25 protein-coding genes, 1 other RNA gene and 3 pseudogenes are annotated in these 25659 nt (G+C 62.0%); 16 read left to right on the top strand and 13 right to left on the bottom strand.

Going from position 1 to position 25659, the window contains the following annotated elements:
* The first annotated feature begins 63 nt into the window (after positions 1-63).
* Entirely contained in the window at positions 64-708 is a 645-nt protein-coding gene (locus FSV73_RS23390) for a glycoside hydrolase family 19 protein (RefSeq protein WP_145012267.1), read from the top strand.
* Positions 705-1250, top strand: coding sequence for a lysis protein (locus FSV73_RS23385; RefSeq protein ID WP_145012263.1), 546 nt, complete (start codon positions 705-707; stop codon positions 1248-1250). The genes FSV73_RS23390 and FSV73_RS23385 overlap by 4 nt, the downstream gene beginning before the upstream one ends.
* Positions 1251-1281: 31 nt before the next feature.
* Here the strand turns inward: FSV73_RS23385 and FSV73_RS26295 are convergent.
* The 4 genes and pseudogenes from FSV73_RS26295 to FSV73_RS23370 all read right to left on the bottom strand — a co-directional run.
* Positions 1282-1716: pseudogene (locus tag FSV73_RS26295) on the bottom strand (methyl-accepting chemotaxis protein); the annotation flags it as partial.
* A gap of 102 nt (positions 1717-1818) precedes the next feature.
* Positions 1819-2529 (bottom strand): annotated as a pseudogene (locus FSV73_RS26290) (PAS domain-containing protein); the annotation flags it as partial.
* A 528-nt stretch (positions 2530-3057) separates the two neighbouring features.
* Complete coding sequence (locus tag FSV73_RS23375; protein ID WP_145012257.1) at positions 3058-4683, bottom strand: methyl-accepting chemotaxis protein; 1626 nt, start codon at positions 4681-4683, stop codon at positions 3058-3060.
* An 862-nt stretch (positions 4684-5545) separates the two neighbouring features.
* Positions 5546-5758, bottom strand: a complete 213-nt coding sequence (locus FSV73_RS23370; RefSeq protein ID WP_145012253.1) for a hypothetical protein — start codon at positions 5756-5758, stop codon at positions 5546-5548.
* Positions 5759-5861: 103 nt separating this feature from the next.
* On the opposite strand from FSV73_RS23370, the pseudogene FSV73_RS26285 reads away from it, so the two are divergent.
* Positions 5862-5957, top strand: a pseudogene (locus FSV73_RS26285) (hypothetical protein); the annotation flags it as partial.
* Between the two features lie 561 nt (positions 5958-6518).
* On the opposite strand, the gene FSV73_RS23365 reads toward FSV73_RS26285, so the two are convergent.
* From FSV73_RS23365 to FSV73_RS23355, 3 genes are all read right to left on the bottom strand, one after another.
* On the bottom strand, positions 6519-6758 hold the full coding sequence (locus FSV73_RS23365) for a hypothetical protein (RefSeq protein WP_145012250.1): 240 nt from the start codon (positions 6756-6758) through the stop codon (positions 6519-6521).
* A 244-nt stretch (positions 6759-7002) separates the two neighbouring features.
* Positions 7003-7233, bottom strand: coding sequence for a hypothetical protein (locus FSV73_RS23360; protein WP_145012247.1), 231 nt, complete (start codon positions 7231-7233; stop codon positions 7003-7005).
* A gap of 250 nt (positions 7234-7483) precedes the next feature.
* Positions 7484-7705, bottom strand: coding sequence for a hypothetical protein (locus FSV73_RS23355; RefSeq protein WP_145012244.1), 222 nt, complete (start codon positions 7703-7705; stop codon positions 7484-7486).
* A gap of 380 nt (positions 7706-8085) precedes the next feature.
* Between FSV73_RS23355 and FSV73_RS25660 the strand changes: the two genes are divergently transcribed.
* Positions 8086-8325, top strand: coding sequence for a hypothetical protein (locus FSV73_RS25660; RefSeq protein WP_186309326.1), 240 nt, complete (start codon positions 8086-8088; stop codon positions 8323-8325).
* Positions 8326-8398: 73 nt separating this feature from the next.
* On the opposite strand, the gene FSV73_RS25655 is transcribed toward FSV73_RS25660, so the two are convergent.
* The 3 genes from FSV73_RS25655 to smpB all read right to left on the bottom strand — a co-directional run bounded on the left by FSV73_RS25655 (position 8399) and on the right by smpB (position 10285).
* A complete protein-coding gene (locus FSV73_RS25655) occupies positions 8399-9256 on the bottom strand; it encodes a hypothetical protein (protein WP_186309320.1) in 858 nt (285 codons plus the stop codon).
* Positions 9257-9374: 118 nt separating this feature from the next.
* Positions 9375-9727, bottom strand: a transfer-messenger RNA (tmRNA) gene (gene ssrA, locus FSV73_RS23340).
* A gap of 81 nt (positions 9728-9808) precedes the next feature.
* On the bottom strand, positions 9809-10285 hold the full coding sequence (gene smpB, locus FSV73_RS23335; protein ID WP_007162671.1) for an SsrA-binding protein SmpB: 477 nt from the start codon (positions 10283-10285) through the stop codon (positions 9809-9811).
* A 172-nt stretch (positions 10286-10457) separates the two neighbouring features.
* Between smpB and FSV73_RS23330 the strand changes: the two genes are divergently transcribed.
* Both FSV73_RS23330 and FSV73_RS23325 read left to right on the top strand, forming a co-directional pair.
* Positions 10458-10892 carry a type II toxin-antitoxin system RatA family toxin gene (locus FSV73_RS23330; RefSeq protein ID WP_145012241.1) on the top strand — a complete coding sequence of 145 codons (435 nt, stop codon included), beginning with the start codon at positions 10458-10460 and terminating at the stop codon, positions 10890-10892.
* Entirely contained in the window at positions 10885-11190 is a 306-nt protein-coding gene (locus FSV73_RS23325; protein ID WP_145012238.1) for an RnfH family protein, read from the top strand. Before FSV73_RS23330 ends, FSV73_RS23325 begins: the two co-directional genes overlap by 8 nt.
* A gap of 7 nt (positions 11191-11197) precedes the next feature.
* Here FSV73_RS23325 and FSV73_RS23320 read toward each other — a convergent pair whose 3' ends face one another.
* Positions 11198-11734, bottom strand: a complete 537-nt coding sequence (locus FSV73_RS23320) for an outer membrane protein assembly factor BamE (RefSeq protein ID WP_145012234.1) — start codon at positions 11732-11734, stop codon at positions 11198-11200.
* Between the two features lie 94 nt (positions 11735-11828).
* On the opposite strand from FSV73_RS23320, the gene fur reads away from it, so the two are divergent.
* Complete coding sequence (gene fur, locus FSV73_RS23315; protein ID WP_007162667.1) at positions 11829-12233, top strand: ferric iron uptake transcriptional regulator; 405 nt, start codon at positions 11829-11831, stop codon at positions 12231-12233.
* Positions 12234-12296: 63 nt separating this feature from the next.
* Here the strand turns inward: fur and recN are convergent, their stop codons facing one another.
* Entirely contained in the window at positions 12297-13964 is a 1668-nt protein-coding gene (gene recN, locus FSV73_RS23310) for a DNA repair protein RecN (protein ID WP_145012231.1), read from the bottom strand.
* A gap of 165 nt (positions 13965-14129) precedes the next feature.
* Between recN and grpE the strand changes: the two genes are divergently transcribed.
* From grpE to FSV73_RS23265, 9 genes are all read left to right on the top strand, one after another.
* Positions 14130-14696, top strand: a complete 567-nt coding sequence (grpE, locus tag FSV73_RS23305; protein WP_145012228.1) for a nucleotide exchange factor GrpE — start codon at positions 14130-14132, stop codon at positions 14694-14696.
* Between the two features lie 93 nt (positions 14697-14789).
* A complete protein-coding gene (gene dnaK, locus FSV73_RS23300) occupies positions 14790-16718 on the top strand; it encodes a molecular chaperone DnaK (protein WP_145012226.1) in 1929 nt (642 codons plus the stop codon).
* Between the two features lie 112 nt (positions 16719-16830).
* Complete coding sequence (dnaJ, locus tag FSV73_RS23295) at positions 16831-17964, top strand: molecular chaperone DnaJ (RefSeq protein WP_007162663.1); 1134 nt, start codon at positions 16831-16833, stop codon at positions 17962-17964.
* A 54-nt stretch (positions 17965-18018) separates the two neighbouring features.
* Complete coding sequence (gene dapB / locus FSV73_RS23290; protein ID WP_145012223.1) at positions 18019-18825, top strand: 4-hydroxy-tetrahydrodipicolinate reductase; 807 nt, start codon at positions 18019-18021, stop codon at positions 18823-18825.
* A gap of 176 nt (positions 18826-19001) precedes the next feature.
* Positions 19002-20138, top strand: coding sequence for a glutamine-hydrolyzing carbamoyl-phosphate synthase small subunit (gene carA / locus FSV73_RS23285; RefSeq protein ID WP_145012220.1), 1137 nt, complete (start codon positions 19002-19004; stop codon positions 20136-20138).
* Between the two features lie 21 nt (positions 20139-20159).
* Positions 20160-20816, top strand: a complete 657-nt coding sequence (leuE, locus tag FSV73_RS23280; RefSeq protein ID WP_145012217.1) for a leucine efflux protein LeuE — start codon at positions 20160-20162, stop codon at positions 20814-20816.
* A 21-nt stretch (positions 20817-20837) separates the two neighbouring features.
* The gene (gene carB / locus FSV73_RS23275; protein WP_145012214.1) at positions 20838-24059 is read left to right on the top strand and encodes a carbamoyl-phosphate synthase large subunit; all 3222 of its coding nucleotides are present in this window, start codon (positions 20838-20840) and stop codon (positions 24057-24059) included.
* A complete protein-coding gene (gene greA, locus FSV73_RS23270; protein WP_145012211.1) occupies positions 24056-24532 on the top strand; it encodes a transcription elongation factor GreA in 477 nt (158 codons plus the stop codon). Before carB ends, greA begins: the two co-directional genes overlap by 4 nt.
* Complete coding sequence (locus FSV73_RS23265; protein WP_260856148.1) at positions 24495-24962, top strand: hypothetical protein; 468 nt, start codon at positions 24495-24497, stop codon at positions 24960-24962. Before greA ends, FSV73_RS23265 begins: the two co-directional genes overlap by 38 nt.
* Here FSV73_RS23265 and yhbY read toward each other — a convergent pair.
* On the bottom strand, positions 24950-25261 hold the full coding sequence (gene yhbY / locus FSV73_RS23260) for a ribosome assembly RNA-binding protein YhbY (RefSeq protein WP_145012208.1): 312 nt from the start codon (positions 25259-25261) through the stop codon (positions 24950-24952). The genes FSV73_RS23265 and yhbY overlap by 13 nt on opposite strands.
* Between the last annotated feature and the right edge of the window lie 398 nt (positions 25262-25659).

Here is a 25659-nt window from a genome sequence, read left to right as displayed (position 1 = left end):
CCTCACGACCATGAGGACGACCAGCCCGCCCAGCGCGGGTATTTTTTCGCCTGGAGAAAACCCATGCCCATCACCGAGCAGCAGCTCGTCCAGATCCTGCCGAACAGCAGGAAGGTGGCCGCCGTCTTCGTGCCGGCCCTCAATTCAGCCATGAACCGCTATGGCATCGACCAGAACGCTAAACGCATGGCCGAGTTCATCGCCCAGTGTGGCCACGAGTCGGCCCAGCTCACCGTGCTGGTGGAAAACCTCAACTACAGCGCCCAGGGCCTGGCCAACACCTGGCCGAGCCGCTATGCCGTGGCCGCGTCGGCAATTCCGCGTACTCCGAACGAGTTGGCCACCAAGCTGGCTCGCCGCCCAGAGGCAATCGCGAACAACGCCTACGCCAATCGCAATGGGAATGGCTCGGAGGCCTCCGGTGACGGCTGGAAGTACCGCGGGCGCGGCCTGGTGCAGGTCACCGGCCGGGCCAACTACGTCGCCGCTGGTGCCGCTTTGGCGCTGGATCTCATCAGCCATCCCGAGTTGCTGGAACTCCCATGGAACGCCTGCATGTCAGCTGCGCACTTCTGGTCAGTCAACGGGCTGAACGACCTGGCCGACGCCGGAAACACCTCGGCTATCACTCGGAAGATCAACGGCGGCACCAATGGCCTGGATGATCGCCTGGCTCTCGCCGCGCGCGGCCGTGCGGTGCTGGCGTGAACGCGCTATTCGAGCAGTACAGGACGGCCGTGCTCGCAGTCACCGCTATCGTGTTGCTCGCCTTAGGGGTCGGTATCGGCTGGTCCCTGAATGGCTGGCGGCTATCCGGCCTGGTGTCCGGCGCCAAGACCGAGACCGCCAACGAGCGCACCGCCCACCAGGCGGATCTGGCGGCGATCTCCAATGCCGCTGCTCAGCAGGTCCGCGAGGCCTTGGCCAAGCAGCAGGATGCCCAGCAGAAAGTAGCCGATCTGGACCGCAAGCATACCGAGGAAATACAGAATGCGAAGGATGAGAACGACCGCCTGCGCGGCGATGTTGCTGATGGCCGTCGCCGGCTGCGTCTCCAGGCCAGCTGTCCAGCCAGTGGCGTCAACGTGCCCAATACCCCCAGCTCCACCGGCCTGGGTGATGGCGCCGCCCCCCGACTTGATGACGCCGCTGAGTGGGATTATTGGCGTCTCCGAGACGGCATCGCCACAGCCCGCAACCAGATAGTCGCGCTGCAAAGCTACATCACAACGGTATGTTTAGCGCGCTAATCGGAAAAGATCCACGAGGCTGAGTTCTTAGCTAACTTAGCTGCCGAGCGAATTGGCTGACAGAGTTAACCACCTGCTGCGCACCGTCCTGAATCTCACCGATTCGAGCCGCTGCTTCGCTTGCAAACTGCAATCCGCGCTCAGCTTCCTGTCGGCTTTTCGCCATGTTTTCCACCGCAGTCTGTGCCAATTTCTGGTTTTGCTGAACTACCCCAACGATTTCTTCGGTTGCCTTGCTTGTGCGGCCAGCCAGTTGCCTGACTTCATCGGCGACTACCGCAAAGCCGCGTCCTTGTTCTCCAGCTCGTGCAGCTTCTATGGCAGCATTCAGAGCCAACAGGTTGGTCTGTTCCGCGATTCCCCGGATAGTCTTCACGATTGAGCTGATTTCGATTGATTGTGCACCCAGGGCTTCTATGCCATCAGACGCGGTCTGTATCTCAGTGGCAATTCCTTTCATTACCATGGTAGTGCTCTGAACTACCGCAGCACCTTGTCTAGCCGTCTCGTCAGTGCTCTGGGATATTTCGAATGCGACTTGGGCAGCACTCGCTATAGCTTGTTCTTGAAGAACTTGCTCGGTGATGATGGTTGCAAATTTGACTACTTTGTAAAGTTCGCCTCGAGTGTTCTTCATGGGGTTATAGGATGCTTCTAGCCAAACTACTCTGCCAGAGCTATCTATCCTTTTGAATCTTGCCGCTATGTATTCGCCGCGCTTTAGGCGCTCCCAAAAGTGAGCATACTCAATTGAGTTGCTTTCTTCAGGCGCACAAAACATACGATGATGCTTGCCTATGATCTGGCTGCTTGAGTAGCCCATCGAGCGAAGAAATATATCATTTGCCATCACCACTTCGCCAGATAAGTTGAACTCGATTACCGCGGTAGAGCGAAGTAGTGCGTCGATTAGGCTGTCTTGTTCAGCATCTTTGCTTATCTGCTCTGTTCGATCGTAAGCATAGCACCTAATCATGCGGACACTGCCGTTCTGGTCCCGTAGTGGTGTCCAGATGGCGTATAGCCAAGCTGTTTCGCCAGTTGCTCTATTAATCTTGTGGACACCGCTAGCTTGCTGTCCTTGGGCAAGTTTGCTCATTAGCTCAGCGTAGCAGGGTAAACCTTTAACATAGTTGGGAATGAAGTCTTCGATGTTTCGACCTTCAATGCTACCTTGCGGGTAGCCCATCTCTCGCGCGAACTTCTCGTTAAGGCTGATGAATCTATTATTAGCATCTAATACCCAGCAAAGAGCGTCCTTTTGGAAGGACTCGCGCATCTGCATGTGCTCAGCTAATTCCAGCTCAAGTGCGGCGATACGTTTTTTCAGCTTGGTGCCAAACATGGAGGTCTACTCGCGGAGAGGTGATATCTTTGTTTCGGCGCAATTTTTCTAGGCTTGAGTGATCCGCTTTGGGAACCGACAAGCGGTCTCTACTTCGATCAGGGCTTATCTCGCTTTTTTGTTAGATTCCTCCCAAGCAAATGGGTTGCGAGAACAGAGGTGGTGAACGCATTGGTACGTCTTGTCGATAGCTGTGCTTCAATTTCTTGCCGCAAGCCAGGTCGGAGCTTTCTAGCTATGCACTACACCGAAGTTTTTTGCTCACCTGACCTTGGTGACGCTTCGTTAATGCTCTTATGTGCATTTATGGAGTCACAGTTTAGGCGATAGTGGGAATGCAAGAATGGTTTTATTGACTACGGATTCGGCATGCCACCGTAGAGGTGACTTTGGCGCACATATAGACATAGCTTTCTGGCAGGATCAGTCTGTTGTGAGGTGCGCCAAAGTTCTGATTTGTAATTACAAGCGAAAGCGTTCTAGCTGGCTGTTCAGTTCTACGGCCAACTCTGACAACTGCTGACTCGCGGTACGCGTCTGCTCGGCGCCGGCAGCGGTCTGCACCGACAGGTCGCGGATGCGTACCAGGTTGCGGTCCACCTCGCGGGCCACCTGCGCCTGCTCTTCGGCGGCGCTGGCGATCACCAGGTTGCGCTCGTCGATGCCCGACACCGACTGGGCGATGGCGGCCAGGGCGGCGTTGGCCGACTGCGCCTGCTCGCGGGTCTGGCGGGCCTGGTCGGCACTGGTCAGCAGCGCATCGACGGTCTGGCCGGTGCCCTGCTGGATGCTGCCGATCATGCCTTCGATCTCGCGGGTGGATTCGCCGGTGCGGTGGGCGAGGGCGCGCACCTCGTCGGCGACCACGGCGAAGCCACGACCGGCATCGCCGGCGCGGGCGGCTTCGATGGCGGCGTTGAGCGCCAGCAGGTTGGTCTGCTCGGCGACCGAACGAATGACGTCCAGCACCTGGCTGATGTCGCGGGTCTGCTCGGCCAGTTGGCGGGCCTGCTCGCTGGCGCCCAGCACGTTCTCGGTGAGCACCTCGATGGCGCCGAGGGTATCGCCCAGCTGGCGCTGGCCCTGGCGCGCGGTATCGGCGGCCTGGCGCGATTCGGTGGAGGTCGAGGTGGCGTTGCCGGCTACCTCGTCCACCGCCTGGCTCATCTCGGTAACGGCGGTGGCGGCCATTTCGATCTCGCTGTTCTGCTGCTGCAGGCCGTGGGCGCTCTCCTGCATGACCGCGGTCATTTCCTCGGCGGCCGAGGCCAGCTGGGTGGCGGAATGGCCCAGGTGCCCCAGGGTGTCGCGCAGGTTGGTCTGCATCTGCTGCATGGCCTGCAGCAGCTGGGCGGCTTCGTCGTGACCGCGGGTATCCAGGCTCTGGGTCAGGTCACCGCTGGCGATGGTCCGGGCGGCAAGCACCGCCTCGGCGATGGGGCGGGTCATGCTCAGGGTCAGGCGCCAGGCCAGCAGCACGGTCAGGCCTAAAGCCAGACCAATGATTGTCCAGGTAATGGTCTTTGTATGGGTGTATGTGGCGTCAGACTCCCGCGAGGTGGCCTGCATATCCTCTTTGTTAATTTCAACGAGCGCCTCAGCCTCGTCATTCATTTTCGCTCCAATATCAACCATGCTGGCCTGAACCAGAGCCTGTGCTTCGGTGAGCTTTCCATTGACCAGTGAGCTGATCACTTGATCAATATCGCTCACGTAACCCTGATGTAGTCGTTTCAGGTTCTCAAAGGCACGTCGCTCGCGGTCCGAATCCACCATCTTCTCGTAGCGTTTGAACCCTTCCTGTGCAGACACAATGAGCTCGCGGATCTTCTTCTCGGTGGACGCCAGGGTCTGCGCGTCGGGTGTCGTAAGGAGACGCACCACCTCGGTACGGGTACGCGCCACCTGCAACGCGAGGTTGTTGGACTCAGCGATGCCGGCGACAGCATTGGTTTCAATCATGACGCCTTGAGCACGAAGCTCTGATAGCTGCAACAGGCCGAAGAGTCCAAGACCAGTGACGAGCAAAGCAAGTACGCCGTAACCTAGCATCAATCGTTTGGCTATAGAGAGGGATCGAAGCGACATGGGCATGGCTCTATGTAGGAGTATTCCATGCTTTCGGCTTGTCGTTTCGTTTCTGAAGTGCGCTGGTCGGCTGGGGCCTTCGGCCAACCCTGTTTGTAAGCCTGGCCACGCTTACTGACATGTTTGGGAGCGCGCTTAGATGCCGGTTCAGGTGCGGTGCCGGGTCACGGCTTAAGCGGTACCGGCCTGGGCGGTGGAGGGGCTGCGTAAGGAGGACAGCCTTGAGATGGGGCGCTGCCTGTGACCGCCGGCAGTGGCTCGGCTAAGAGCTGGAGCAGGGAGCAGGGAGCAGGGAGCAGCAGTACAAGCCTGCCAGTAGTCCCTAGCGAAGGTAGAAAGATCCCACCTATTTCCCTATCGGCACGTCTGCAAGGATGGCACGAATGCGGTCCCAGCTAACCCTATTACGGGGACCGAAGCTACGCCCCTGCATACTTGTGACGCCGGCAGCAGTTGACCACGCTTTGGCTATCAGCCACTGCTGTTGAGCACTACTGTTGCAAGGGGAGGTTTCTCGTCCTATCAAATCCATGACCGTGTCGCAGATCGCCTGGCGTTCGTAGCTAGTCAGCTTACCTAATTCCAGTAGCCGGGTAGCATCAATGAGGACTTCCGAGATCGGGGACTTGCGCATTTGTTTCTTGGATAGGCGGATCGTAAAGGCGCCGTCCCTGGCGAAAGCGTAAAAGGGCCCTCTGCGACTCGGGGCCTAGCCCCAATGCCCGGCCAAGGGCCTCTAGTGGGCTGGAAAGTTTCTGGGCCGCACCTCACCAGAGCCCGAGAGCTATCGCGAGGAACGCCGCACCGGCGATGGCCGTAGCTAGTGCCAACACGATGACCACACCGCGAAGCTCCGCATCGGTCACTTTTTGATGCCTCGGGCTTGACTCGTTAAGCGCGACCACTCAAGAAGTGATTTCTCCTCTTTGGTTCGCTTTTCTCCACGTTCTTCAAGCTGACTGATCAGATGAACCATAAAGGCCGGATCGACTCGAGCGTGATCCATCACCATCTTTAGGTTCAGATGGCTTAGAAACATCGTATGGAGCTCATACTCGCCATTGCCCATGGTCATGGCTATATCCTAAAGATGGCTACTAGGAGGGTAGCGTGGCTTGCTTAAGGGCAGATTAAGATCAGGTATCCAGTATGCTAGGGGAAGGGGATATGAGAAGGGCAGCCTCGAGGTAGAGGTCCGGGCGCTGCTGGCTGAGCGCAGGCAGCGAATTGGTTACGAGCGGGTGCTGGAGGCTGCAGCTGCAAGCTGCCAGTGACGGTGTACTAGGGCCCTCAACGGGCCTGTATCGCGGCGAAAAATACCGTACCAAGTCCTACGCACATCATGCTTAGCGTTAGGAGAAGGAACATTGTCTCGTCACCGCTACTGTCCTCTTTGAGTGGCCCTGAGAGAGGCGGAGGCCTGTTCACCTGATAGTGGCCACCAGGATTAAAGAGGGTCACTGTCCTTGCCAATTGATAGCGCAACCGAACGCTCCTTTTCGATCTCTGGCTTGAACTCTATCGTCAAACCATTCGCGCTGAGTATTGCGATAACGAATGCGGATAGCAAGGCGAATGACGCACCACACGTCGCGATTGCGATCACCTCAATTGCTTTTTTCTTTGCACACCTACCTCCTTCGCGCGATAAGGAATAGATATCATTTTGACATTAATCGTCAGACAATTATGCGAATGAGGCTGCAGATATGCACGCTGGCTTCAGTTTGGCACGCCCTGTGAGCCAGCAGGTTGACTATCACTGCGAGGGGCGGCGGTCAGCAGCTGCCAGTAAGCCCTCAAATCCAAGGGATTAAAAGGTAGTTAGACCCTCCCTACTTCCCTATCAGCACGTCTGCAAGGGTGGCGCGAATCTGCTCCATGTTCGCCGCGCGGCGCGGCCCCGAGTGGCGGAGATTTCGTTTCGTCCTCCCAGCGGCCGCTGCCCAGGCTTTCGCTAGTAGCCAGTCCTGCTGTCCGACGGTGTTGCTGACGACGATGTCTCGGTCCATCAGGTCTGCGATCTGCTCGCACAGGCAGTCGCGTTTGTCCGCAGGGAGACCGGTCAACGTCATGCGAAGATGGGAGTCGAGGAGGGCTTGGACGAGAGGGGATTTGCTCATCGGGCTGGAGGCTAATAGAAAAGGCGCCGTCCCTGGCGAAAGTGTAAAAGGCCCGATGCAAGTCGGGCCCAGCCCAATACCAGACAAAGGGTCGAGAGGGGCTGGAAACTGTCTGGCATGCACCTTAGCAGAAGCCGACCACTAGAGTTGAGAATGCTAAGCCCGGTATGGTCATACCGAGCAGGTGAAACGCGGTTTAGGTCTCCGTTCTTCTTGGCTGTCGCCTCTGGAGGCGTTGGGCGGAATATGCCCATTCCAGCAGAGCACCTTCCTCCGTCATTAAGCTATCTGGGCGTTTTGCGTTAAGCCGGGCGATCAGCTGAGCCATGAAGATAGGGTCTAGACGAGCCTGATCCATGACCATCGTGAGGTTCAGATGATCGAGAAACATCATGCGTAGCCGATACTCTGCATCACCAATAGACATGGCTACCTCCTGTGGAGTAGGTGTTTAAGCCTATGTGGGCTCCATAGACCTGAGGAGATATGCTTAGTGCCACCGCTCCGTTTGACAACCCAGCGTTTCCTAGGCGCTGGAAATCGGTAGGACAACTGTGTCCAAGGCCCTGGATCCTATGTGGATCACGGCTCAACGCCCCGAAGGCACTTAAGGCCAAGCGGAAATACTACCTCGTATGCCCGGGAAAGCTCGAAATGGCGGGCTTACTGGTTGTGTATCAGGAGCGGGGTCGCAGCGCCCGTTCCGCAATAAGCTGAGCCAGTGCGTCTTCGATTGCGTCGGCGTTGAGCTGGAGCGTTTGCAGGTGCTGCTCGACGGCCTCGCCGACCTGGACTGAGCCGCGCTCTGTCACCCAGGCTGTCAGCTCGTCGATGGCCAAGCTGAGTGCGATTTGGTTTTCGTTGAGACGAAATAGAAGGGCGAGTAGAGGATCTTCCATAGCGACCTCCAGGGCAAAGGCTCAGCTTAGACCAGGATCGTGACACGCAGGAACAGGAAGCCCGGCGCAGGGCCGTTTCGCACTCGGCAGTACCGCAACATGGTGCAGACCGAGATGAACCCGCTGCAGTGAGGGAAGCCGCGGGGGTAGGGCGTCTAGATAATGAAAGCCCGGCGCTAGGCCGGGCTAGGCGTTAAACGCAGCTACCGCCTTTGTGGTGAGAGCCCGAGCCGCCAACTGGATGGGTGCCTTTGGGGCAGGCCTGGGCCAGCATCGGGCCAGACAAAGCAAGCAGTAGGCCGAACAGAACGACTTTCTTCATGGCAATCCTCCGTAATGACCACAACGGTCATTGAGGGTATCGGCGGACGAAGTCTCCACTGAAGGTAGCGAGGCGTGCTGTTCAATCTGTTGCCGATCTAGAGCCGCGCTTGGTGCGCGTAGAGGTACCGGTCCAGGTGCCGCACCGAGTGAAGGCGCCGGCGGTGCCGGCCTGGGCGGCGGAGGGGCTGCGCAAGGAGGACAGCCTGGAGGTGAAGGTGAGGGCGCTGCTGGCGGAGCGCCGGCAGCGGATCGGCTACGAGCGGTTGCTGGTGGCGGCGGTCAGCAGCTGCCAGTAACTCGCGATTAGGTGCCGGCAGCTGCTAGTCGGGGGTCCATAAGCAGGCTACTTTGCCTGCCAGTGCGCCAGGGCTATCGATTCAAGATAGCCGCTATGCGTTCCGATAGTCGATCCTCAAGGCCTTGAATGCCTTGATCGTTCGGATAGTACTGCAGGTATCTAATGTGCTGAATATCGAAGGGGATGTCTGCAGCACTCTGCGTAATCAGAATAACTTCCTTACCCCACGCATGAGCTAGCCCGAGCTCGTAGTAGACATTCGCGTTCCGTCCGGTGCAGTCAACAACTACGATGCGGGACCTGTCGATCAGGTGTGCCACATCGTCAATGATGGCTTCGTTTTGCCAGATAGTGTCTGCCCTATCGCACTGCATACCGTTGCGGGCTGCTGCTGCTCGAATAGCCTGGTAAGTGCCATGGAAGCCACCGCCAAAAGGCATCATTGCAGAGAGCTGCAGTTGATCGATGTTCGGACTCGAAGGCAGATCAAAAAGGGCAGGAACCCGACTGCTCTGTCGGAGGTGCAGGAACAGGATCTCGAACAAGTCGATGTCTTTCACCACCCAGTGGGTGTGCTCAAGCTCGGTGATCCCCCCGGACATATCTATACCAAGCTCTCCCGCTAGGCGCTCGATGTCCTCCATAGGAATCGGTGGCACGTCTTGATCGAAGTAATAGTCCAGCTGTACCTCACGACCGCGGATCTGCGCTTTGGTAATGCGACCGACACGCGCGAACCTGTTTTCACGAGGGTAAACCTCCTGAGCGAACAGGGCAGGAAGCAGCATGAGGGCATCGAGGTCCGGTTCCTCGTCAACGAGAAACCGCGCATTGACCGCGTCGGATGCGTAGGAAGTCAGAACTCGTCCGGATGGAAAGGTGCCTCGGCGCGTACCCCAGGGGGCTGAGCTGACAAGCAGGTTGTACATCAGGGTCCCTCCAGGGCCAGGCTGTCATTACGCTGGCATTACCGAGCCAAAACGGCCCATTTCGAGCCAAAAAAAGGGGTTGGCCTTGCGGCTAACCCCTTGATTTGTAACGCTTGTTTGGTGGAGGCGGGGGGATTTGAACCCCCGTCCGCCAGCTCTCCGCTATCGGTTCTACATGCTTAGCCCTGTCTACTGAGTTAACCCATTGCGGCCCGACGGGCAGGGTGCTTTGGGCGAGCTGTATAAGTTTTAGCCGTTACGTCTACAGCGAACTTGGCGGCGATCCTGTTCTATCTGACAGTCGTTTCGGGTTTACAGGCATCCCCTAGCGACTGCTAGCCGCATTAAGCAGCTAGAGCGTAGTTGTCGTCGTTGGCAACTATAAGTTTGCAGCAGCGAATTTACGAGTTCTGCTACCAGCTCGGCATGCCCCTCAAGTTTCGTTACCGGCGTCGAATCCTAATCGCCCCCAAAACTTGCTGGTCAGTCACTATAGGAATTCCGGCCGCGCTACGCAAGTCATTGTCGACGAAACGTTTTTCGGCCGCTTGGTTACTTGGCATCCTTGCGGATGGCGCGCTGGATCTCGCGGTCGGAGTCGCGCTCGCGTTCGGTGGCGCGTTTGTCGAACTCCTTCTTGCCCTTGGCCAGGGCGATCTCGCACTTGACCAGGTGCTTCTTCCAGTACAGCGACAAGGCGACGCAGGCATAGCCCTTCTGCTGCACGGCGCCGAACAGCTTGCCCAGCTCGCGCTTGTTCAGCAGCAGCTTGCGGGTGCGCGTCGGGTCGGCGATGACGTGGGTGCTGGCGGTCTGCAGCGGGGTGATATGGCTGCCGAGCAGCCAGGCCTCGCCATCCTTGAGCAGCACATAGCTGTCGGTCAGCTGTGCCTTGCCGGCTCTCAGGCTCTTCACCTCCCAACCTGCCAGGGAAACACCCGCTTCGAAACGGGTGTCGACGAAGTATTCGTGTAGCGCCTTTTTGTTTTGCGCGATGCTGCCGGGGGAGACTTTCTTTTGCTTGGCCATGATTCCAGGGTACAGCGAGTCAGGGGAAATGTCGCCACGCGCTTGAGCGGGTATGAGCAAACACGGACAATACCGCGGTTCTGGGCCGCGGCAGGCTGGTGCGGGAGTAAAATGCGTGCGCCGCCCTCAAATTCAAGGTCCGACACCGAATTCGCTATTCTACGAGGTTCCGATGAGCACGCACATCCAACGTTCGGCGTTGCTGCCCTATCCTGCTTCGGCGCTCTATGCGCTGGTCAATGACGTGGATCGTTATCCAGAGTTCCTGCCCTGGTGCTCGTCCGCGCAGATCCTGGAGCAGGATGAAAGCCAGATGCGCGCCGGGCTCACCGTGGCCAAGGGCGGTCTCAGCCAGCAGTTCGTGACCCGCAATACCCTGGTGCCTGACGAGTCCATCACCATGGATCTGGAGAAGGGGCCGTTCAAGCAGCTGCACGGCGTCTGGTCCTTCAAGGCGCTGGGCGACAAGGCCTGCAAGATCTCGCTGGATCTGTCCTTCGAATATGACAGCGCCATCGTCCGCGCGACCCTGGGGCCACTGTTCAACCAGGCCGCCAACACCATGGTGGATGCCTTCTGCCAGCGTGCCCGGGCCTTGTATGGCTGAGCGGCTCGCCATCGAGGTGGCTCTGGCGTTGCCGGAGCGCCAGTGGCTGTTGAGTCTGCAGCTGGAAGAGGGTGCCACCGTAGAGCAGGCGGTACTGGCTTCAGGTCTGCTCGAGCAGCTGGAGCCCGCGGAGCGTGAAGGCTACCGGGTCGGTATCTTCGGCAAGCTGATCGCCAAGCCAGGGGAGTCCCGGCTGATGGAGGGAGATCGCGTGGAGATCTATCGGCCGCTGCTCGCAGACCCCAAGGAGAGTCGCAAGCGGCGCGCCGACCAGGCCAGGGCCAAGGCTGGCCGCTAGCGGAGGATCACTGTCCGTCGGTACGGATGCGCTCGGGCGTCGGCACGGCGGCAGGACGGGCGCTGTCGATCTCTTTCTGGATGTTGTCTTCGGTCGAGCCGGGAACCGCCGGGGTCTCCGGAGCTGCGGCAGGGGCCGAAGGCTGGACAGGAGCGGTGGTATCCACGCTGTTGCCGCTGTCGCTACCCATGATCTGCTGTTCGCGACTGGTGCCGGGCATGAAGTCGCCGGCCAGGCCGCTCAGCTGGTTGTTGCCGTTGAAGACCAGGCTGACACGCTCTTGCTTCCGCTGGCCACCGGCAGCCTGCAGGCTGTACAGGTAGTCCCAGCGATCAGGATGGAAGGTGTCTTGGATCAGCGGCGTACCCATGATAAACCGGACTTGTTGCCGGGTCATTCCGGGGCGCAACTGGTCTATCATATCCTGGGTGACGACGTTGCCCTGCTGGATGTCGATCTTGTAAACCCCCGGCAGAGAGCAGCCGGCGAGCATGGCTAGGCCCATCAGAGAGAGCCCGGTCAGCGTTTGCTTGAGGTTTTGCATCGGTGGGAGACTTCCACTATCTTGCTGGGCAACGAAGCACCGATCATACCCGTATTCCCGAGGGCTGCGAAAGCACTCGGCACCGAGAAAGAGCATGGTAGAGAACAACGAACTCCGCAAAGCGGGTCTGAAAGTGACCCTGCCGCGCGTCAAGATATTGCAGATGCTGGACACCACCGAGCAGCGCCACATGAGCGCCGAAGACGTCTACAAGGCGTTGATGGAAGCGGGCGAAGACGTGGGCCTGGCGACGGTCTACCGGGTCCTCACCCAATTCGAGGCGGCTGGTCTGGTGGTGCGCCACAACTTCGATGGCGGCCATGCCGTGTTCGAGCTGGCTGATACCGGGCACCACGATCACATGGTGGATGTGGATACCGGCGAAGTCATCGAGTTCACCGATGCATCCATCGAAAAGCGCCAGCGCGAGATCGTCGAAGAGCATGGATTCGAACTGGTCGATCACAATCTGGTGCTGTACATCCGCCAGCGCAAGTGAAGACCCAGACATGAAAAAGGCGACCACGGGGTCGCCTTTTTCATGTCTGGTGGCTGCCTGCGTCTAGCGGCTGACCACCAGCTTGCGAGCGTGGGCCAGGGATTCACGGGTCAGGTCGACGCCGCCCAACATGCGCGCCACCTCTTCCACGCGCCGTGCACGGTCCAGCTTGGCTACCGCGGTGCGGGTCTCGTCGGTGCCGCGTTCCTTGTGCACGAACAGGTGTTGGTGACCCTGGGCCGCCACCTGGGGCAGGTGGGTCACCGTGAGTACCTGGCCGCGCTCGCCCAATTGCCGTAGCAACTGGCCGACCACCTCGGCAGTCGGGCCGCCGATACCGACATCCACCTCGTCGAAGACCAGCGTCGGGGTGCGCGAGGTCTGGGCCGTGATGACCTGGATGGCCAGGCTGATGCGCGACAGCTCGCCGCCGGATGCCACCTTGGCCAATGGGCGTAGCGGCTGGCCGGGGTTGGCGCTGACGCGGAATTCGACGCCTTCGTTGCCCAGCGGCTGGGGTTCGCCGGTGCTGCCTGGCGTGAGGGTGATGCTGAAGCGGCCGCCCGGCATGCCCAGACGCTGCATTTCCGTCTCCACCGCCGCCGCGAGTTCCGGTGCCCGCTGTTCACGCAGACGACTCAGTTCGCTGGCCTTTTCCTGATAGTGACGCTCGAAGGCAGCCAGTTCTTCCTGCAGGCGCTCCAGGGCGACGTCGTCGGCGTCCAGCGATTGCAGTTCGGTGCGTAGCTGCTCGTGCAGCTCCAGCAGGGCCTCGGGCTGGACCCGGTGCTTGCGGGCAAGGCTATAGACGCTGTCCAGGCGCTCCTGCACCGCCTGCTGGCGCTCCGGGTCGGCTTCGAAATGATCGACGAAGCGATTGAGTTCATTCATCGCCTCCTCGATCTGGATCTGGGCGGAGGCGAGCAGGTTGCTGGCTTCCTCGATCTGCGCCGGCGGCCGCTCGAAGGCGGTCAGGCGGGCCACGCTGGCATTGAGCGCGGACAGCGCATTGCCCTGCTCGTTTTCGGTACAGAGATCCATGGCCTGGCGGCAGGCCAGCAGGATGTGCTCGGCACTCGCCAGGTCGCTCTGCTCCTGCTCCAGGGCCTGCAACTCGCCCTCGGCCAGGGCGAGGTTGTCGAGTTCCTCGAGCTGGTAGCTGAGCAGCTGGTGGCGGGCACGTTGTTCGTCGCCATTGCGCGTCAGCCGCTCCAGCGTCTGGCGCACCTGGCGCCAGCGCTGGGCGGCGAGCTGGACTTGGCGGACCAGCTCACCCGCGCCGGCATACTCGTCCAGCAGCCGGCGATGGGTATCGAGCCCCAGCAGTGACTGGTGTTCGTGCTGGCTGTGGATATCGATCAGCAGGCCACCCAGGGTCTTGAGGTCGGCCAGCGGGCAGGGCGAGCCATTGATGTAGCCGCGCGAGCGACCCTCGCGGGTGATGACCCGGCGCAGCAGGCAGGGACCGTCCTGCTCCAGGTCGCGCTCGGCGAGCCACTGGCGGGCCTCGGGGATGTCGGTGGTGTCGAAGCTGGCCAGGACATCGGCCTTGTCGGCGCCAGGCCGGACCGCGTCGCTGTCGGCGCGGTCGCCCAGGGTAAGGCCGAGGGCGTCGAGCATGATGGACTTGCCGGCGCCGGTTTCGCCGGTGATCACGGTCATGCCGCGCTCGAGGTCGAGGTCGAGGTGTTCGACGATGGCGTAATTGCGGACGGACAGATGCACCAGCATGCGACGATCTCCGAAGGCGGTTTCTGGTTGTTTATACAGTGCCGTTCGGACACTGGCAATCCATACAGCTCTTGAAGCGCCGGCCGGCGGCCCCATATAGGCGCCATCGATCAAGGCGATGTCCATTAGAGGGCACGCCCACCGGCATTATCACAGGAGGACTCCATGGCCGACGAACAGAACTCCCAGACTCCCGAGCACGAGGCCGCGGCCCAGGGCGACGTCCAGCACGAGGATCTCGCTGCCCGCGTCGCTACGCTCGAAGAGCAACTCGCCGCTGCCCAGGACCAGTCGCTGCGCAGTGTCGCCGAACTGCAGAACGTGCGTCGCCGCGCCGAGCAGGACGTGGAGAAGGCGCACAAGTTCGCCCTGGAAAAATTCGCCGGCGATCTGCTGCCGGTGCTCGACAGCCTGGAGCGCGGCCTGGAGCTGTCCAATGCTACGGACGAAACGCTCAAGCCCATGCGCGAAGGCATGGAACTGACCCTGAAGATGCTGCAGGACACCCTCAAGCGCTATCAGGTCGAAGCCGTCGATCCCCACGGCGCGCCCTTCAATCCCGAACACCACCAGGCCATGGCCATGGAGGAGAGCGCCACTGCCGAGCCGGGCAGCGTGCTCAAGGTGTTTCAAAAGGGCTATCTCCTCAATGGTCGCCTGCTGCGGCCGGCGATGGTGGTAGTCAGCAAGGCCCCTGCAGCGCAGCAGCCGAGCATCGACGAAAAGGCTTGAAATTCTTTCGCTCGGCCCCATCTGGTAGGCAAGCGAACATCAAAGGCCCCCTGAGCGGGCCGCGCGGAATCTGAGATTTCTGGAGAAGACTACATGGGCAAGATCATCGGTATCGACCTGGGGACGACCAACTCCTGCGTCGCGATCCTCGAAAACGGCAACGTCAAGGTACTGGAAAACGCCGAAGGCACCCGTACCACGCCGTCCATCATCGCCTACACCAACGATGGCGAGACCCTGGTCGGCCAGCCGGCCAAGCGCCAGGCGGTGACCAATCCGCAGAACACCCTGTACGCGGTCAAGCGCCTGATCGGTCGGCGTTACGAAGAAAACGTCGTACAGAAAGACATCGAGATGGTCCCCTACAAGATCGTCAAGGCGGACAACGGTGACGCCTGGGTCGAGGCCAAGGGCCAGAAGATGGCGCCGCCGCAGGTCTCTGCCGAAGTCCTGAAGAAGATGAAGAAGACCGCCGAGGACTACCTGGGCGAAGCCGTGACCGAAGCGGTCATCACCGTCCCGGCCTACTTCAACGACAGCCAGCGCCAGGCCACCAAGGATGCCGGTCGCATCGCCGGTCTGGACGTCAAGCGCATCATCAACGAGCCCACCGCGGCTGCCCTGGCCTATGGCCTGGACAAAGCCAAGGGCGACCATACCGTGATCGTCTATGACCTGGGCGGCGGTACCTTCGACGTCTCGGTCATCGAGATCGCCGAGGTCGACGGTGAGCATCAGTTCGAGGTGCTGGCCACCAACGGCGACACCTTCTTGGGCGGCGAAGACTTCGACATCCGTCTGATCGACTACCTCGTCGAGGAATTCAAGAAAGAAAGCGGCATGAACCTCAAGGGCGACCCCCTGGCCATGCAGCGCCTGAAGGAAGCTGCCGAGAAGGCCAAGATCGAGCTGTCCTCGGCTACCCAGACCGACGTCAACCTGCCGTACATCACCGCCGATGCCAGCGGTCCCAAGCACCTGAACGTCAAGGTTTCCCGCGCCAAGCTGGAGTCCCTGGTGGAAGAGCTGGTCGAGCGCACCATCGAGCCCTGCCGCACGGCGCTGAAGGACTCCGGCCTGGACGTCTCCGACATCCACGAAGTGATCCTCGTGGGTGGTCAGACCCGCATGCCGCTGGTGCAGAAGCGCGTGGCCGATTTCTTCGGCAAGGAAGCGCGCAAGGACGTCAACCCGGACGAAGCCGTCGCCATCGGTGCCGCCATCCAGGGCGCCGTGCTGGCCGGTGACGTCAAGGACGTGCTGCTGCTGGACGTCACCCCGCTGACCCTGGGCATCGAGACCATGGGTGGCGTGATGACCGCGCTGATCGAGAAGAACACCACCATCCCGACCAAGAAGTCGCAGGTGTTCTCCACCGCCGACGACAACCAGGGCGCCGTGACCATCCACGTGCTGCAGGGCGAGCGCAAGCAAGCCGCGCAGAACAAGTCGCTGGGCAAGTTCGACCTGGCCGAGATCCCGCCGGCGCCGCGTGGCGTACCGCAGATCGAGGTGACCTTCGACATCGACGCCAACGGTATCCTCAACGTGTCCGCCAAGGACAAGGCCACCGGCAAGCAGCAGTCCATCGTCATCAAGGCGTCCTCCGGTCTGTCCGAGGAAGAGATTCAGCAGATGGTGCGTGACGCCGAGGCCAATGCCGACGAGGATCGCAAGTTCGAAGAGCTGGCCGCGGCCCGCAACCAGGGTGATGCTCTGGTGCACGGCACCCGCAAGATGCTGACCGAGGCGGGCGACAAGGCCACCGCGGATGAGAAGAGCACCATCGAGAAGGCCATTGGCGAACTGGAAACCGCCGTACGCGGTGACGACAAGGACGCCATCGAGGCCAAGATGAATGCCCTGTCCCAGGCCTCCGCGCCGCTGGCCCAGAAGCTCTATTCCGAGCAGGGCGCTGGCGCGGGTGCCGAAGGCGCCTCGGCCAAGGCGGACGGTGAAGCCAAGAAGCCCGGCGACGACGTGGTCGATGCCGAGTTCGAGGAAGTGAAGGACAACAAGTAAGCCGCGTGCTTACCGCACCTGACGGGCTGCGGCCCGTCGGATCCGCCACGCGGGAGCCTGCTCCCGCGTTGGCGTGTCTGGAGGGTGAGAAAATTTAAGGTGCAGAAAGTCTATGGCCAAACGTGATTACTATGAGGTGCTCGGGGTCGAGCGCGGCGCCAGTGAAGCCGAGCTCAAGAAGGCCTACCGACGCCTGGCGATGAAATACCACCCGGATCGCAATCCGGGGGACGCGGCTGCCGAAGAGCAGTTCAAGGAGGCCGCCGAGGCCTACGAAGTGCTGTCCGATGCGGGCAAGCGCTCGGCCTACGACCAGTACGGCCATGCTGGCGTCGATCCGAGCATGGGCGGCGGCGGTTTCGGCGGTGCGGCCGGTGGCGCGAGCTTCTCGGACATCTTCGGCGACGTCTTCAGCGACTTCTTCGGTGGGCGCGGTGGCGCCGGTGGCCGGGGCGGTCCGCAGCGCGGCGCCGACCTGCGCTACACCCTGGACCTGGACCTGGAAGAGGCGGTGCGCGGGACCACGGTCACCATTCGCGTGCCGACACTGGTCGAGTGCAAGGTCTGCGACGGCAATGGCGCCAAGCCGGGTACCTCGGCGTCCACCTGCCCCACCTGCGGTGGCATCGGCCAGGTGCGCATGCAGCAGGGCTTCTTCTCGGTGCAGCAGACCTGCCCACGCTGCCACGGTAGCGGCAAGATCATCCCCGAACCCTGCAACGCCTGTCATGGCCAGGGGCGCGTGGAAGAGCAGAAGACCCTATCGGTCAAGGTGCCCGCGGGCGTCGACACCGGCGACCGCATCCGCCTGACCGGCGAAGGCGAGGCGGGGACCTTGGGTGGCCCCAGCGGCGACCTCTATGTCGTGGTCAATGTGCGCGAGCACTCGATCTTCCAGCGCGACGGCAAGCATCTCTATTGCGAGGTGCCGATCAACTTCACCGACGCCGCCCTGGGTGGCGAACTGGAAGTGCCGACCCTGGATGGCCGGGTCAAGCTGAAGATTCCCGAGGGCACCCAGACCGGCAAGATGTTCCGCCTGCGCGGCAAGGGCGTGACGCCCGTGCGTGGCGGTGGCGCCGGCGACCTGATGTGCAAGGTGGTGGTGGAAACCCCGGTCAACCTGAGCCGGCGCCAGCGCGAGCTGCTCGAGGAATTCCGCAACACCCTGCAGAGCGACAGCTCCCATTCGCCCCGAGCCAGTGGCTGGTTCGACGGCATGAAGCGCTTCTTCGACGACCTCTAACCCGGTAGGGGCGCCGTCGCGAGGCGGCGCTCGGCCAGCAGCCTGGAGCTGATGATGCGACGTATAGCTGTAATGGGCGCCGCGGGGCGCATGGGCAAGACCCTGATCGAGGCGGTCCAGCAGACCCAGGGCGCCGCCGGGCTCACCGCCGCGGTGGATCGGCCGGAAAGCAGCCTGGTCGGCGCCGATGCCGGCGAGCTCGCCGGCATCGGTCGCAATGGCGTGATGCTGTCGGGTGAGCTGGCGCGCGTGCTGGATGACTTCGACGTCCTGATCGACTTCACCCATCCTAGCGTCACCCTGCAGAACCTGGCGCTCTGCCGCAAGGCCCGGAAGGCCATGGTCATCGGCACCACCGGCTTCACCGCCGAGCAGAAGCTGACCCTGCTGGAAGCCAGCAAGGAGATTCCCATCGTCTTCGCCGCCAATTTCAGCGTCGGCGTCAATCTCTGCCTCAAGCTGTTGGATACCGCCGCCCGGGTGCTGGGCGACGAGGTCGACATCGAGATCATCGAGGCGCATCACCGACACAAGGTGGATGCGCCCTCGGGTACTGCCCTGCGCATGGGCGAAGTCGTCGCCCAGGCCCTGGGACGTGACCTGGAAGAGGTGGCTGTCTACGGCCGCGAAGGCCAGACCGGTGCCCGTGATCGGCAGACCATCGGCTTCGCCACCGTGCGGGCCGGCGATGTGGTGGGCGATCACACCGTGCTGTTCGCCAGCGAAGGCGAGCGGGTGGAGATCACCCACAAGGCCTCCAGTCGCATGACCTTCGCCAAGGGTGCGGTGCGTGCGGCCCTGTGGCTCAAGGACAAACAGCCGGCGCTATATGACATGCAGGACGTACTGGAGTTGCGCTGATTCGCTCGCGAGGGTGCCAGCAGCGCTCAATTCGTGTACAATGCAGCTTTAGTGTATCCACTAAAAGCTAGCGCAGAATGAAATCACAACATTAAAACGGGATGACTCTTCGAGATGTCATCCCGTTTTTTTGCACCCTGCGTTTGCCCGCCAAGGCTTGATTTTCGGAGGTCTTCTTGACTAAGCCAGCCATACTCGCACTTGCCGATGGCAGCATCTTTCGCGGTGAATCCATCGGTGCCGACGGCCATACGGTCGGCGAAGTGGTGTTCAACACCGCCATGACCGGCTACCAGGAAATCCTGACCGATCCTTCCTATGCCAAGCAGATCGTCACCCTGACCTATCCGCACATCGGCAACACCGGTACCACGCCGCAGGATGGCGAGGCTGCCCAGGTGTGGGCTGCCGGGCTGATCATCCGCGACCTGCCGCTGCTGGCCAGCAACTGGCGCAACAAGCAGTCGCTGCCGGAGTACCTCGAGGAAAACGGCACCATCGCCATCGCCGGCATCGATACCCGTCGGCTGACCCGCATCCTCCGCGAGAAGGGTGCCCAGGATGGCTGCATCCTCACCGGCGCGGACGCCACCGAGGAGCGCGCCCTGGAACTGGCGCGCGCCTTCCCCGGCCTCAAGGGCATGGACCTGGCCAAGGAAGTCAGCGTCAAGCAGCGCTATGAGTGGCGTTCCAGCGTCTGGTCGCTGGAGACCGACAGCCACGCCGAGATCCCGGCCGAGCAGCTGCCCTATCACGTGGTGGCCTTCGACTACGGCGTCAAGCTGAACATCCTGCGCATGCTGGTGGCCCGTGGCTGCCGCATCACCGTGCTGCCGGCCCAGACCCCGGCCAGCGAAGCCCTGGCGCTGCAGCCCGACGGCATCTTCCTGGCCAACGGCCCGGGTGATCCCGAGCCTTGCGACTACGCCATCAAGGCGATCCAGGACGTCCTGGAGACCGAGATTCCGGTGTTCGGCATCTGCCTGGGCCACCAGTTGCTGGCCCTGGCTTCCGGCGCTAAGACGGTGAAGATGCCCAACGGTCACCACGGCGCCAACCATCCGGTGCAGGATCTCGATAGCGGCGTGGTGATGATCACCAGCCAGAACCACGGGTTCGCCGTGGACGAGGCCAGCCTGCCGGCCAACGTGCGTGCCACCCACAAGTCGCTGTTCGACGGCACCCTGCAGGGCATCGAACGCACCGACAAGGTCGCCTTCAGCTTCCAGGGTCACCCCGAGGCGAGCCCCGGCCCGCACGACGTGGCGCCGCTGTTCGACAAGTTCATCCAGGCCATGGCGGCGCGCCGCTAAGACGGGAGGAGGGTAAGGCTCATGCTGGCGAATCTGGGTGTCATCGACTTCTGGACCTACGTGGTCGGGACCCTGTTCGTCATCCTGCTGCCCGGTCCCAATTCCTTCTTCGTGCTCGCCACCAGCGCCCAGCGCGGCATTCGCAGCGGTTACCAGGCGGCCTCGGCCGTGTTCCTCGGTGACGCCGTGCTGATGCTGCTCTCGGCCCTGGGGGTGGCATCGCTGCTCAAGGCCGAGCCGCTGTTCTTCCAGGCGCTCAAATACCTGGGCGCGGTCTACCTGTTCTATCTCGGCTGGGGCATGTTGCGTGGCGGACTCAAGTCCTGGCGCAGCCCGGCCCAGGGCCAGGCCGAGGCGACCCTGCGCGAAGACGTTCACCAGCCGTTCCGCAAGGCGCTGCTGTTGAGCCTGTCGAACCCGAAGGCGATCCTGTTCTTCGTCTCCTTCTTCATCCAGTTCGTGGACCCCGGTTACGCCCATCCGGCGCTGTCCTTCCTGGTGTTGGGCGCGGTACTGGAGGCGATCAGCTTCTGCTACCTGTCGTTCCTGATTTTCTGTGGCGTTCGCCTGGCGGCCTGGTTCCGCCAGCGGCGGCGCCTCAGCGCAAGCGCCACCGGTGGCGTCGGCGCCCTGTTCGTGGGGTTCGGTGTGAAGTTGGCCACCGCGACCCTGACCTGATTCCCTGCATTCGAGAAGCCCATGCCTAAGCGTACAGACATCAAGAGCATCCTGATCCTCGGGGCCGGCCCCATCGTCATCGGCCAGGCCTGCGAGTTCGACTATTCCGGCGCCCAGGCCTGCAAGGCCCTGCGCGAGGAAGGCTTCCGCGTCATCCTGGTGAACTCCAACCCGGCCACCATCATGACCGACCCGGCCATGGCCGACGCCACCTACATCGAGCCGATCAAGTGGGCCACCGTGGCCAAGATCATCGAGAAGGAGCGTCCCGACGCCCTGCTGCCGACCATGGGCGGCCAGACCGCGCTGAACTGCGCCCTGGACCTGGAGCGGCATGGCGTGCTGGAGAAATTCGGCGTCGAGATGATCGGTGCCAATGCCGACACCATCGACAAGGCCGAAGACCGCTCGCGCTTCGACCGGGCCATGAAGGACATCGGCCTGGCCTGCCCGGTCTCGGGCATCGCCCACACCATGGAAGAAGCCTACGGCGTGCTGGAGAAGGTCGGCTTCCCCTGCATCATCCGTCCGTCCTTCACCATGGGCGGTACCGGTGGCGGCATTGCCTACAACCGTGAAGAATTCGAGGAAATCTGCACCCGCGGTCTGGACCTGTCGCCGACCAACGAACTGCTGATCGACGAATCCCTGATCGGCTGGAAGGAATACGAGATGGAGGTGGTCCGCGACAAGAAGGACAACTGCATCATCGTCTGCTCCATCGAGAACTTCGATCCCATGGGCGTGCACACCGGTGACTCCATCACCGTGGCGCCGGCCCAGACGCTGACCGACAAGGAATACCAGATCATGCGCAACGCCTCCCTGGCGGTGCTGCGCGAGATCGGCGTCGAGACCGGCGGCTCCAACGTCCAGTTCGGCATCTGCCCCAACACCGGGCGCATGGTGGTGATCGAGATGAACCCGCGGGTATCGCGTTCGTCCGCCCTGGCCTCCAAGGCCACCGGCTTCCCCATCGCCAAGATCGCCGCCAAGCTGGCCGTCGGCTACACCCTGGACGAGCTGCAGAACGACATCACCGGCGGTCGTACCCCGGCGTCCTTCGAGCCGGCCATCGACTACGTGGTCACCAAGATCCCGCGCTTCGCCTTCGAGAAATTCCCCAAGGCCGATGCCCGCCTGACCACCCAGATGAAATCCGTTGGCGAGGTCATGTCCATCGGTCGTACCTTCCAGGAATCCCTGCAGAAAGCCCTGCGCGGCCTGGAAGTCGGCGTGGTCGGCTTCGATCCCAAGCTGGACCCGGCCGATCCGGAAGCCGATGGCACTCTCAAGCGTGAGCTGACCGTGCCGGGCGCCGATCGCATCTGGTACATCGGCGACGCCTTCCGCCAGGGCTACAGCCTGGACAAGGTCTTCGAACTGACCCGTATCGATCCCTGGTTCCTGGTGCAGATCGAAGACCTGATCAAGGACGAGGAGCGCATCAAGACCCTGGGTCTGGCCGACCTCGACTACGACCTGATGCGCAAGCTCAAGCGCAAGGGCTTCTCCGATGCGCGCCTGGCCAAGCTGCTCGGTGTCACCGAGAAGAACCTGCGCGCCCATCGCCACAAGCTCAAGGTGCTGCCGGTGTACAAGCGGGTGGATACCTGTGCCGCGGAATTCGCCACCGACACCGCCTATCTCTATTCCACCTACGAGGAAGAGTGCGAGGCCAAGCCCAGCGGTCGCGACAAGATCATGATCCTCGGCGGCGGTCCCAACCGCATCGGCCAGGGCATCGAGTTCGACTACTGCTGCGTGCACGCGGCCCTGGCCATGCGGGAAGACGGCTACGAGACCATCATGGTCAACTGCAACCCGGAAACCGTCTCCACCGACTACGACACCTCCGACCGCCTGTTCTTCGAGCCGGTGACCCTCGAGGACGTGCTGGAAATCGTCCGCGTCGAGCAGCCCAAGGGCGTCATCGTCCAGTACGGCGGTCAGACCCCGCTCAAGCTCTGCCGCGCCCTGGAAGAGGCCGGTGTGCCCATCATCGGCACCAGCCCCGACGCCATCGATCGCGCCGAGGACCGTGAGCGCTTCCAGCAGATGGTGCAGCGCCTCAACCTGCGCCAGCCGGCCAACGCCACCGCGCGCAGCGAAGACGAGGCCCTGGCCCTGTCGAAGAACATCGGCTATCCGATGGTGGTGCGCCCCTCCTACGTGCTGGGCGGCCGGGCGATGGAAATCGTCTATCAGGAAGAAGAACTCAAGCGCTACATGCGCGAAGCGGTGAAGGTGTCCAACGACAGCCCGGTGCTGCTCGACCACTTCCTCAACTGCGCCATCGAGGTGGACGTGGATGCGGTATGCGACGGCCAGACCGTGGTGATCGGCGCCATCATGCAGCACATCGAACAGGCCGGCGTGCACTCCGGTGACTCCGCCTGCTCGCTGCCGCCCTATTCGCTGCCCAAGCATATCCAGGACGAGATTCGCGAACAGGTCAAGAAGATGGCCCTGGAGCTTGGCGTGGTCGGCCTGATGAACGTGCAGATGGCGGTGCAGGGCGAGGACATCTACGTCATCGAGGTCAACCCGCGCGCTTCCCGGACCGTGCCCTTCGTCTCCAAGTGCATCGGCGAGTCCCTGGCCAAGGTGGCCGCCCGGGTCATGGCTGGCAAGACCCTGGCCGAAGTGGGCTTCACCCAGGAAATCATCCCGCCGTTCTTCAGCGTCAAGGAAGCGGTGTTCCCCTTCAACAAGTTTCCCGGCGTCGACCCCATCCTCGGCCCGGAGATGAAGTCCACCGGCGAGGTGATGGGAGTCGGCGACAGCTTCGGCGAAGCCTTCGCCAAGGCCCAGCTGGGGGCCAACGAGATCCTGCCGAACTCCGGTTGCGCCTTCATCAGCGTGCGTGACGACGACAAGCCCGAAGCCGTGCAGGTCGCCCGCGATCTGGTCGGCCTCGGCTTCGAGGTCGTGGCCACCGCCGGTACCGCGCGGGTGATCGAGGCCGCCGGCTTGCCGGTGCGGCGCGTGAACAAAGTGACCGAAGGCCGTCCCCATGTGGTCGACATGATCAAGAACGACGAGGTCACCCTGATCATCAACACCACCGAAGGCCGGCAATCCATCGCCGATTCCTATTCCATCCGCCGCAATGCGCTGCAGCACAAGCTCTGCTGCACCACCACCATTGCCGGCGGCCAGGCCATTTGCGAAGCTTTGAAATTCGGCGCCGAGAAGACCGTGCGCCGGCTGCAAGATCTGCATGCAGGAGTTAAGGCATGACCAAGTACCCCATGACCGTCCAGGGCGCCCGCGCCCTGGAAGAGGAACTCAAGCACCTCAAGACCGAGCTGCGCCCGCAGATCACCCAGGCCATCGCCGAGGCGCGTGAACTGGGTGACCTCAAGGAAAACGCCGAATACCACGCCGCCCGCGAACAGCAGGGCATGGTCGAGGCGCGCATCCGCGATATCGAAGGCCGGCTGCAGAATGCCCAGGTGATCGACGTGGCCGCCTTGCCGCATACCGGCAAGGTGATCTTCGGCACCACCGTGGAGATCGCCAACACCGAGACCGACGAGACGGTGACCTACCAGATCGTTGGTGACGACGAGGCGGATATCAAGCAGAGCAAGCTGTCGGTGGGTTCGCCCATCGCCCGCGCCCTGATCGGCAAGGAAGAGGGGGACGTGGTGCTGGTGAAGACCCCGGGTGGCAATGTCGAATACGAAATTGTCGCTGTCCGCCACGTCTGAACGCCGCCCCGCGGGCTGGCTCGCCAGGCTGCTCGCCGCTGCCTGGCAACTGGCCCAGGTGTTCTGGGTCGGCCCGCTGGTCGCCTTGCACCTGTGCATCCCGGTGGCGCTCGCCCAGGCGGGCTGGGCGCCGCTGCTGATCCAGTCCGGGCGCGAGGAACTGCTGCGCATGATGCTCAGCGCCGCGGCCGGTGGGGTCTTCACCCAGGTCGTGGTGCTGGTGTGGTGGGCGGGTGTCACCGCTTTGTGGCGTGACCTGCGTGGCCAGCTGCTGCTGGCCAGTGCGCTGGCCGTGGTGCTGCAGAACGAGCTGGCGCGCTTCTGGACCGGGCCGACCGCCCTGGCCGGCTACCTGGTCCTGCTGCTGTGCGGTTTGATCCTGGTGCTGCAGCCCGTTCCCGGGCGAGCGCCGGGGAATCAGGCGGTATAGCGCACCACGTTCGACAGGTTGCGATTCTGCTCGCGCGCCTTGCGGTAGATCAGGGCCATCTTGCCGATCACCTGCACCAGCTCCGCCTTGCTCGAGGCACACAGCTCCTCGATCAGGGCGCGACGGTCTTCGCGTTCGGTGACGGCCAGCTTGATCTTGATCAGCTCGTGATCGTTCAGCGCGCGGTCGAGTTCGCCCAGTACGCCTTCGCTCAGGCCGTTCTCACTGATGGTGACCACCGGCTTGAGTTGATGACCGATCGCCTTGAACCGCTTTTTGAGCTCGTTGTTGAGCGCCATAATTCACCCCGGATAAAAGCCGTACAGTTTATCCCAGCTGCCCGGTGCCGCCCAGCGATACGCGAAAACTTAGCGTGGCGCCCGGCGGAGCCTGTCTAGCCTGCTCAAGGAATACCTCAAGCAGGGTGAGGTCAGGTGATTTGGAAGGAGGGCGGTATCACGAGTCCAGGATCCCGGTAGCATCCAGCAGGGCGGAGAGCGGTAACGGTCCGGTTTGGCGAGACGTTGGCTGGCCGGGTGACGGGCCTTGTTATTTCCCACTTGGCCCCCATATGAGCGAGCTGGGTGCACTGGAGTGATCCGGGCTCTGCGGGGTAAGGGCGTTGCCATCTGCCTGAAGGTGGTATGCGTCCCAAGCGCGGGGGCTCTGGCGTCGCTGTCCGCGTCGCGGGACCAGA

The sequence above is a fragment of the Pseudomonas oryzihabitans genome, assembly GCF_007665395.1.
GTDB classification, from domain to species: domain Bacteria; phylum Pseudomonadota; class Gammaproteobacteria; order Pseudomonadales; family Pseudomonadaceae; genus Chryseomonas; species Chryseomonas psychrotolerans_C.
The sequence above is the reverse complement of the archived record's forward strand: the minus strand, read 5'-3'. Positions and strand labels throughout refer to the sequence as shown.

Bases quoted from the DNA above. Each gene is read 5' to 3' on its own strand.
- FSV73_RS23390 (WP_145012267.1), top strand. From the start codon at position 64: ATGCCCATCACCGAGCAGCAGCTCGTCCAGATCCTGCCGAACAGCAGG.
- FSV73_RS23375 (WP_145012257.1), bottom strand. From the start codon at position 4,683: ATGTCGCTTCGATCCCTCTCTATAGCCAAACGATTGATGCTAGGTTAC.
- FSV73_RS23370 (WP_145012253.1), bottom strand. From the start codon at position 5,758: ATGACCATGGGCAATGGCGAGTATGAGCTCCATACGATGTTTCTAAGC.
- FSV73_RS23365 (WP_145012250.1), bottom strand. From the start codon at position 6,758: ATGACGTTGACCGGTCTCCCTGCGGACAAACGCGACTGCCTGTGCGAG.
- FSV73_RS23360 (WP_145012247.1), bottom strand. From the start codon at position 7,233: ATGTCTATTGGTGATGCAGAGTATCGGCTACGCATGATGTTTCTCGAT.
- FSV73_RS23355 (WP_145012244.1), bottom strand. From the start codon at position 7,705: ATGGAAGATCCTCTACTCGCCCTTCTATTTCGTCTCAACGAAAACCAA.
- FSV73_RS25655 (WP_186309320.1), bottom strand. From the start codon at position 9,256: ATGTACAACCTGCTTGTCAGCTCAGCCCCCTGGGGTACGCGCCGAGGC.
- smpB (WP_007162671.1), bottom strand. From the start codon at position 10,285: ATGGCCAAGCAAAAGAAAGTCTCCCCCGGCAGCATCGCGCAAAACAAA.
- FSV73_RS23330 (WP_145012241.1), top strand. From the start codon at position 10,458: ATGAGCACGCACATCCAACGTTCGGCGTTGCTGCCCTATCCTGCTTCG.
- FSV73_RS23325 (WP_145012238.1), top strand. From the start codon at position 10,885: ATGGCTGAGCGGCTCGCCATCGAGGTGGCTCTGGCGTTGCCGGAGCGC.
- FSV73_RS23320 (WP_145012234.1), bottom strand. From the start codon at position 11,734: ATGCAAAACCTCAAGCAAACGCTGACCGGGCTCTCTCTGATGGGCCTA.
- fur (WP_007162667.1), top strand. From the start codon at position 11,829: ATGGTAGAGAACAACGAACTCCGCAAAGCGGGTCTGAAAGTGACCCTG.
- recN (WP_145012231.1), bottom strand. From the start codon at position 13,964: ATGCTGGTGCATCTGTCCGTCCGCAATTACGCCATCGTCGAACACCTC.
- grpE (WP_145012228.1), top strand. From the start codon at position 14,130: ATGGCCGACGAACAGAACTCCCAGACTCCCGAGCACGAGGCCGCGGCC.
- dnaK (WP_145012226.1), top strand. From the start codon at position 14,790: ATGGGCAAGATCATCGGTATCGACCTGGGGACGACCAACTCCTGCGTC.
- dnaJ (WP_007162663.1), top strand. From the start codon at position 16,831: ATGGCCAAACGTGATTACTATGAGGTGCTCGGGGTCGAGCGCGGCGCC.
- dapB (WP_145012223.1), top strand. From the start codon at position 18,019: ATGCGACGTATAGCTGTAATGGGCGCCGCGGGGCGCATGGGCAAGACC.
- leuE (WP_145012217.1), top strand. From the start codon at position 20,160: ATGCTGGCGAATCTGGGTGTCATCGACTTCTGGACCTACGTGGTCGGG.
- carB (WP_145012214.1), top strand. From the start codon at position 20,838: ATGCCTAAGCGTACAGACATCAAGAGCATCCTGATCCTCGGGGCCGGC.
- greA (WP_145012211.1), top strand. From the start codon at position 24,056: ATGACCAAGTACCCCATGACCGTCCAGGGCGCCCGCGCCCTGGAAGAG.
- FSV73_RS23265 (WP_260856148.1), top strand. From the start codon at position 24,495: ATGTCGAATACGAAATTGTCGCTGTCCGCCACGTCTGAACGCCGCCCC.
- yhbY (WP_145012208.1), bottom strand. From the start codon at position 25,261: ATGGCGCTCAACAACGAGCTCAAAAAGCGGTTCAAGGCGATCGGTCAT.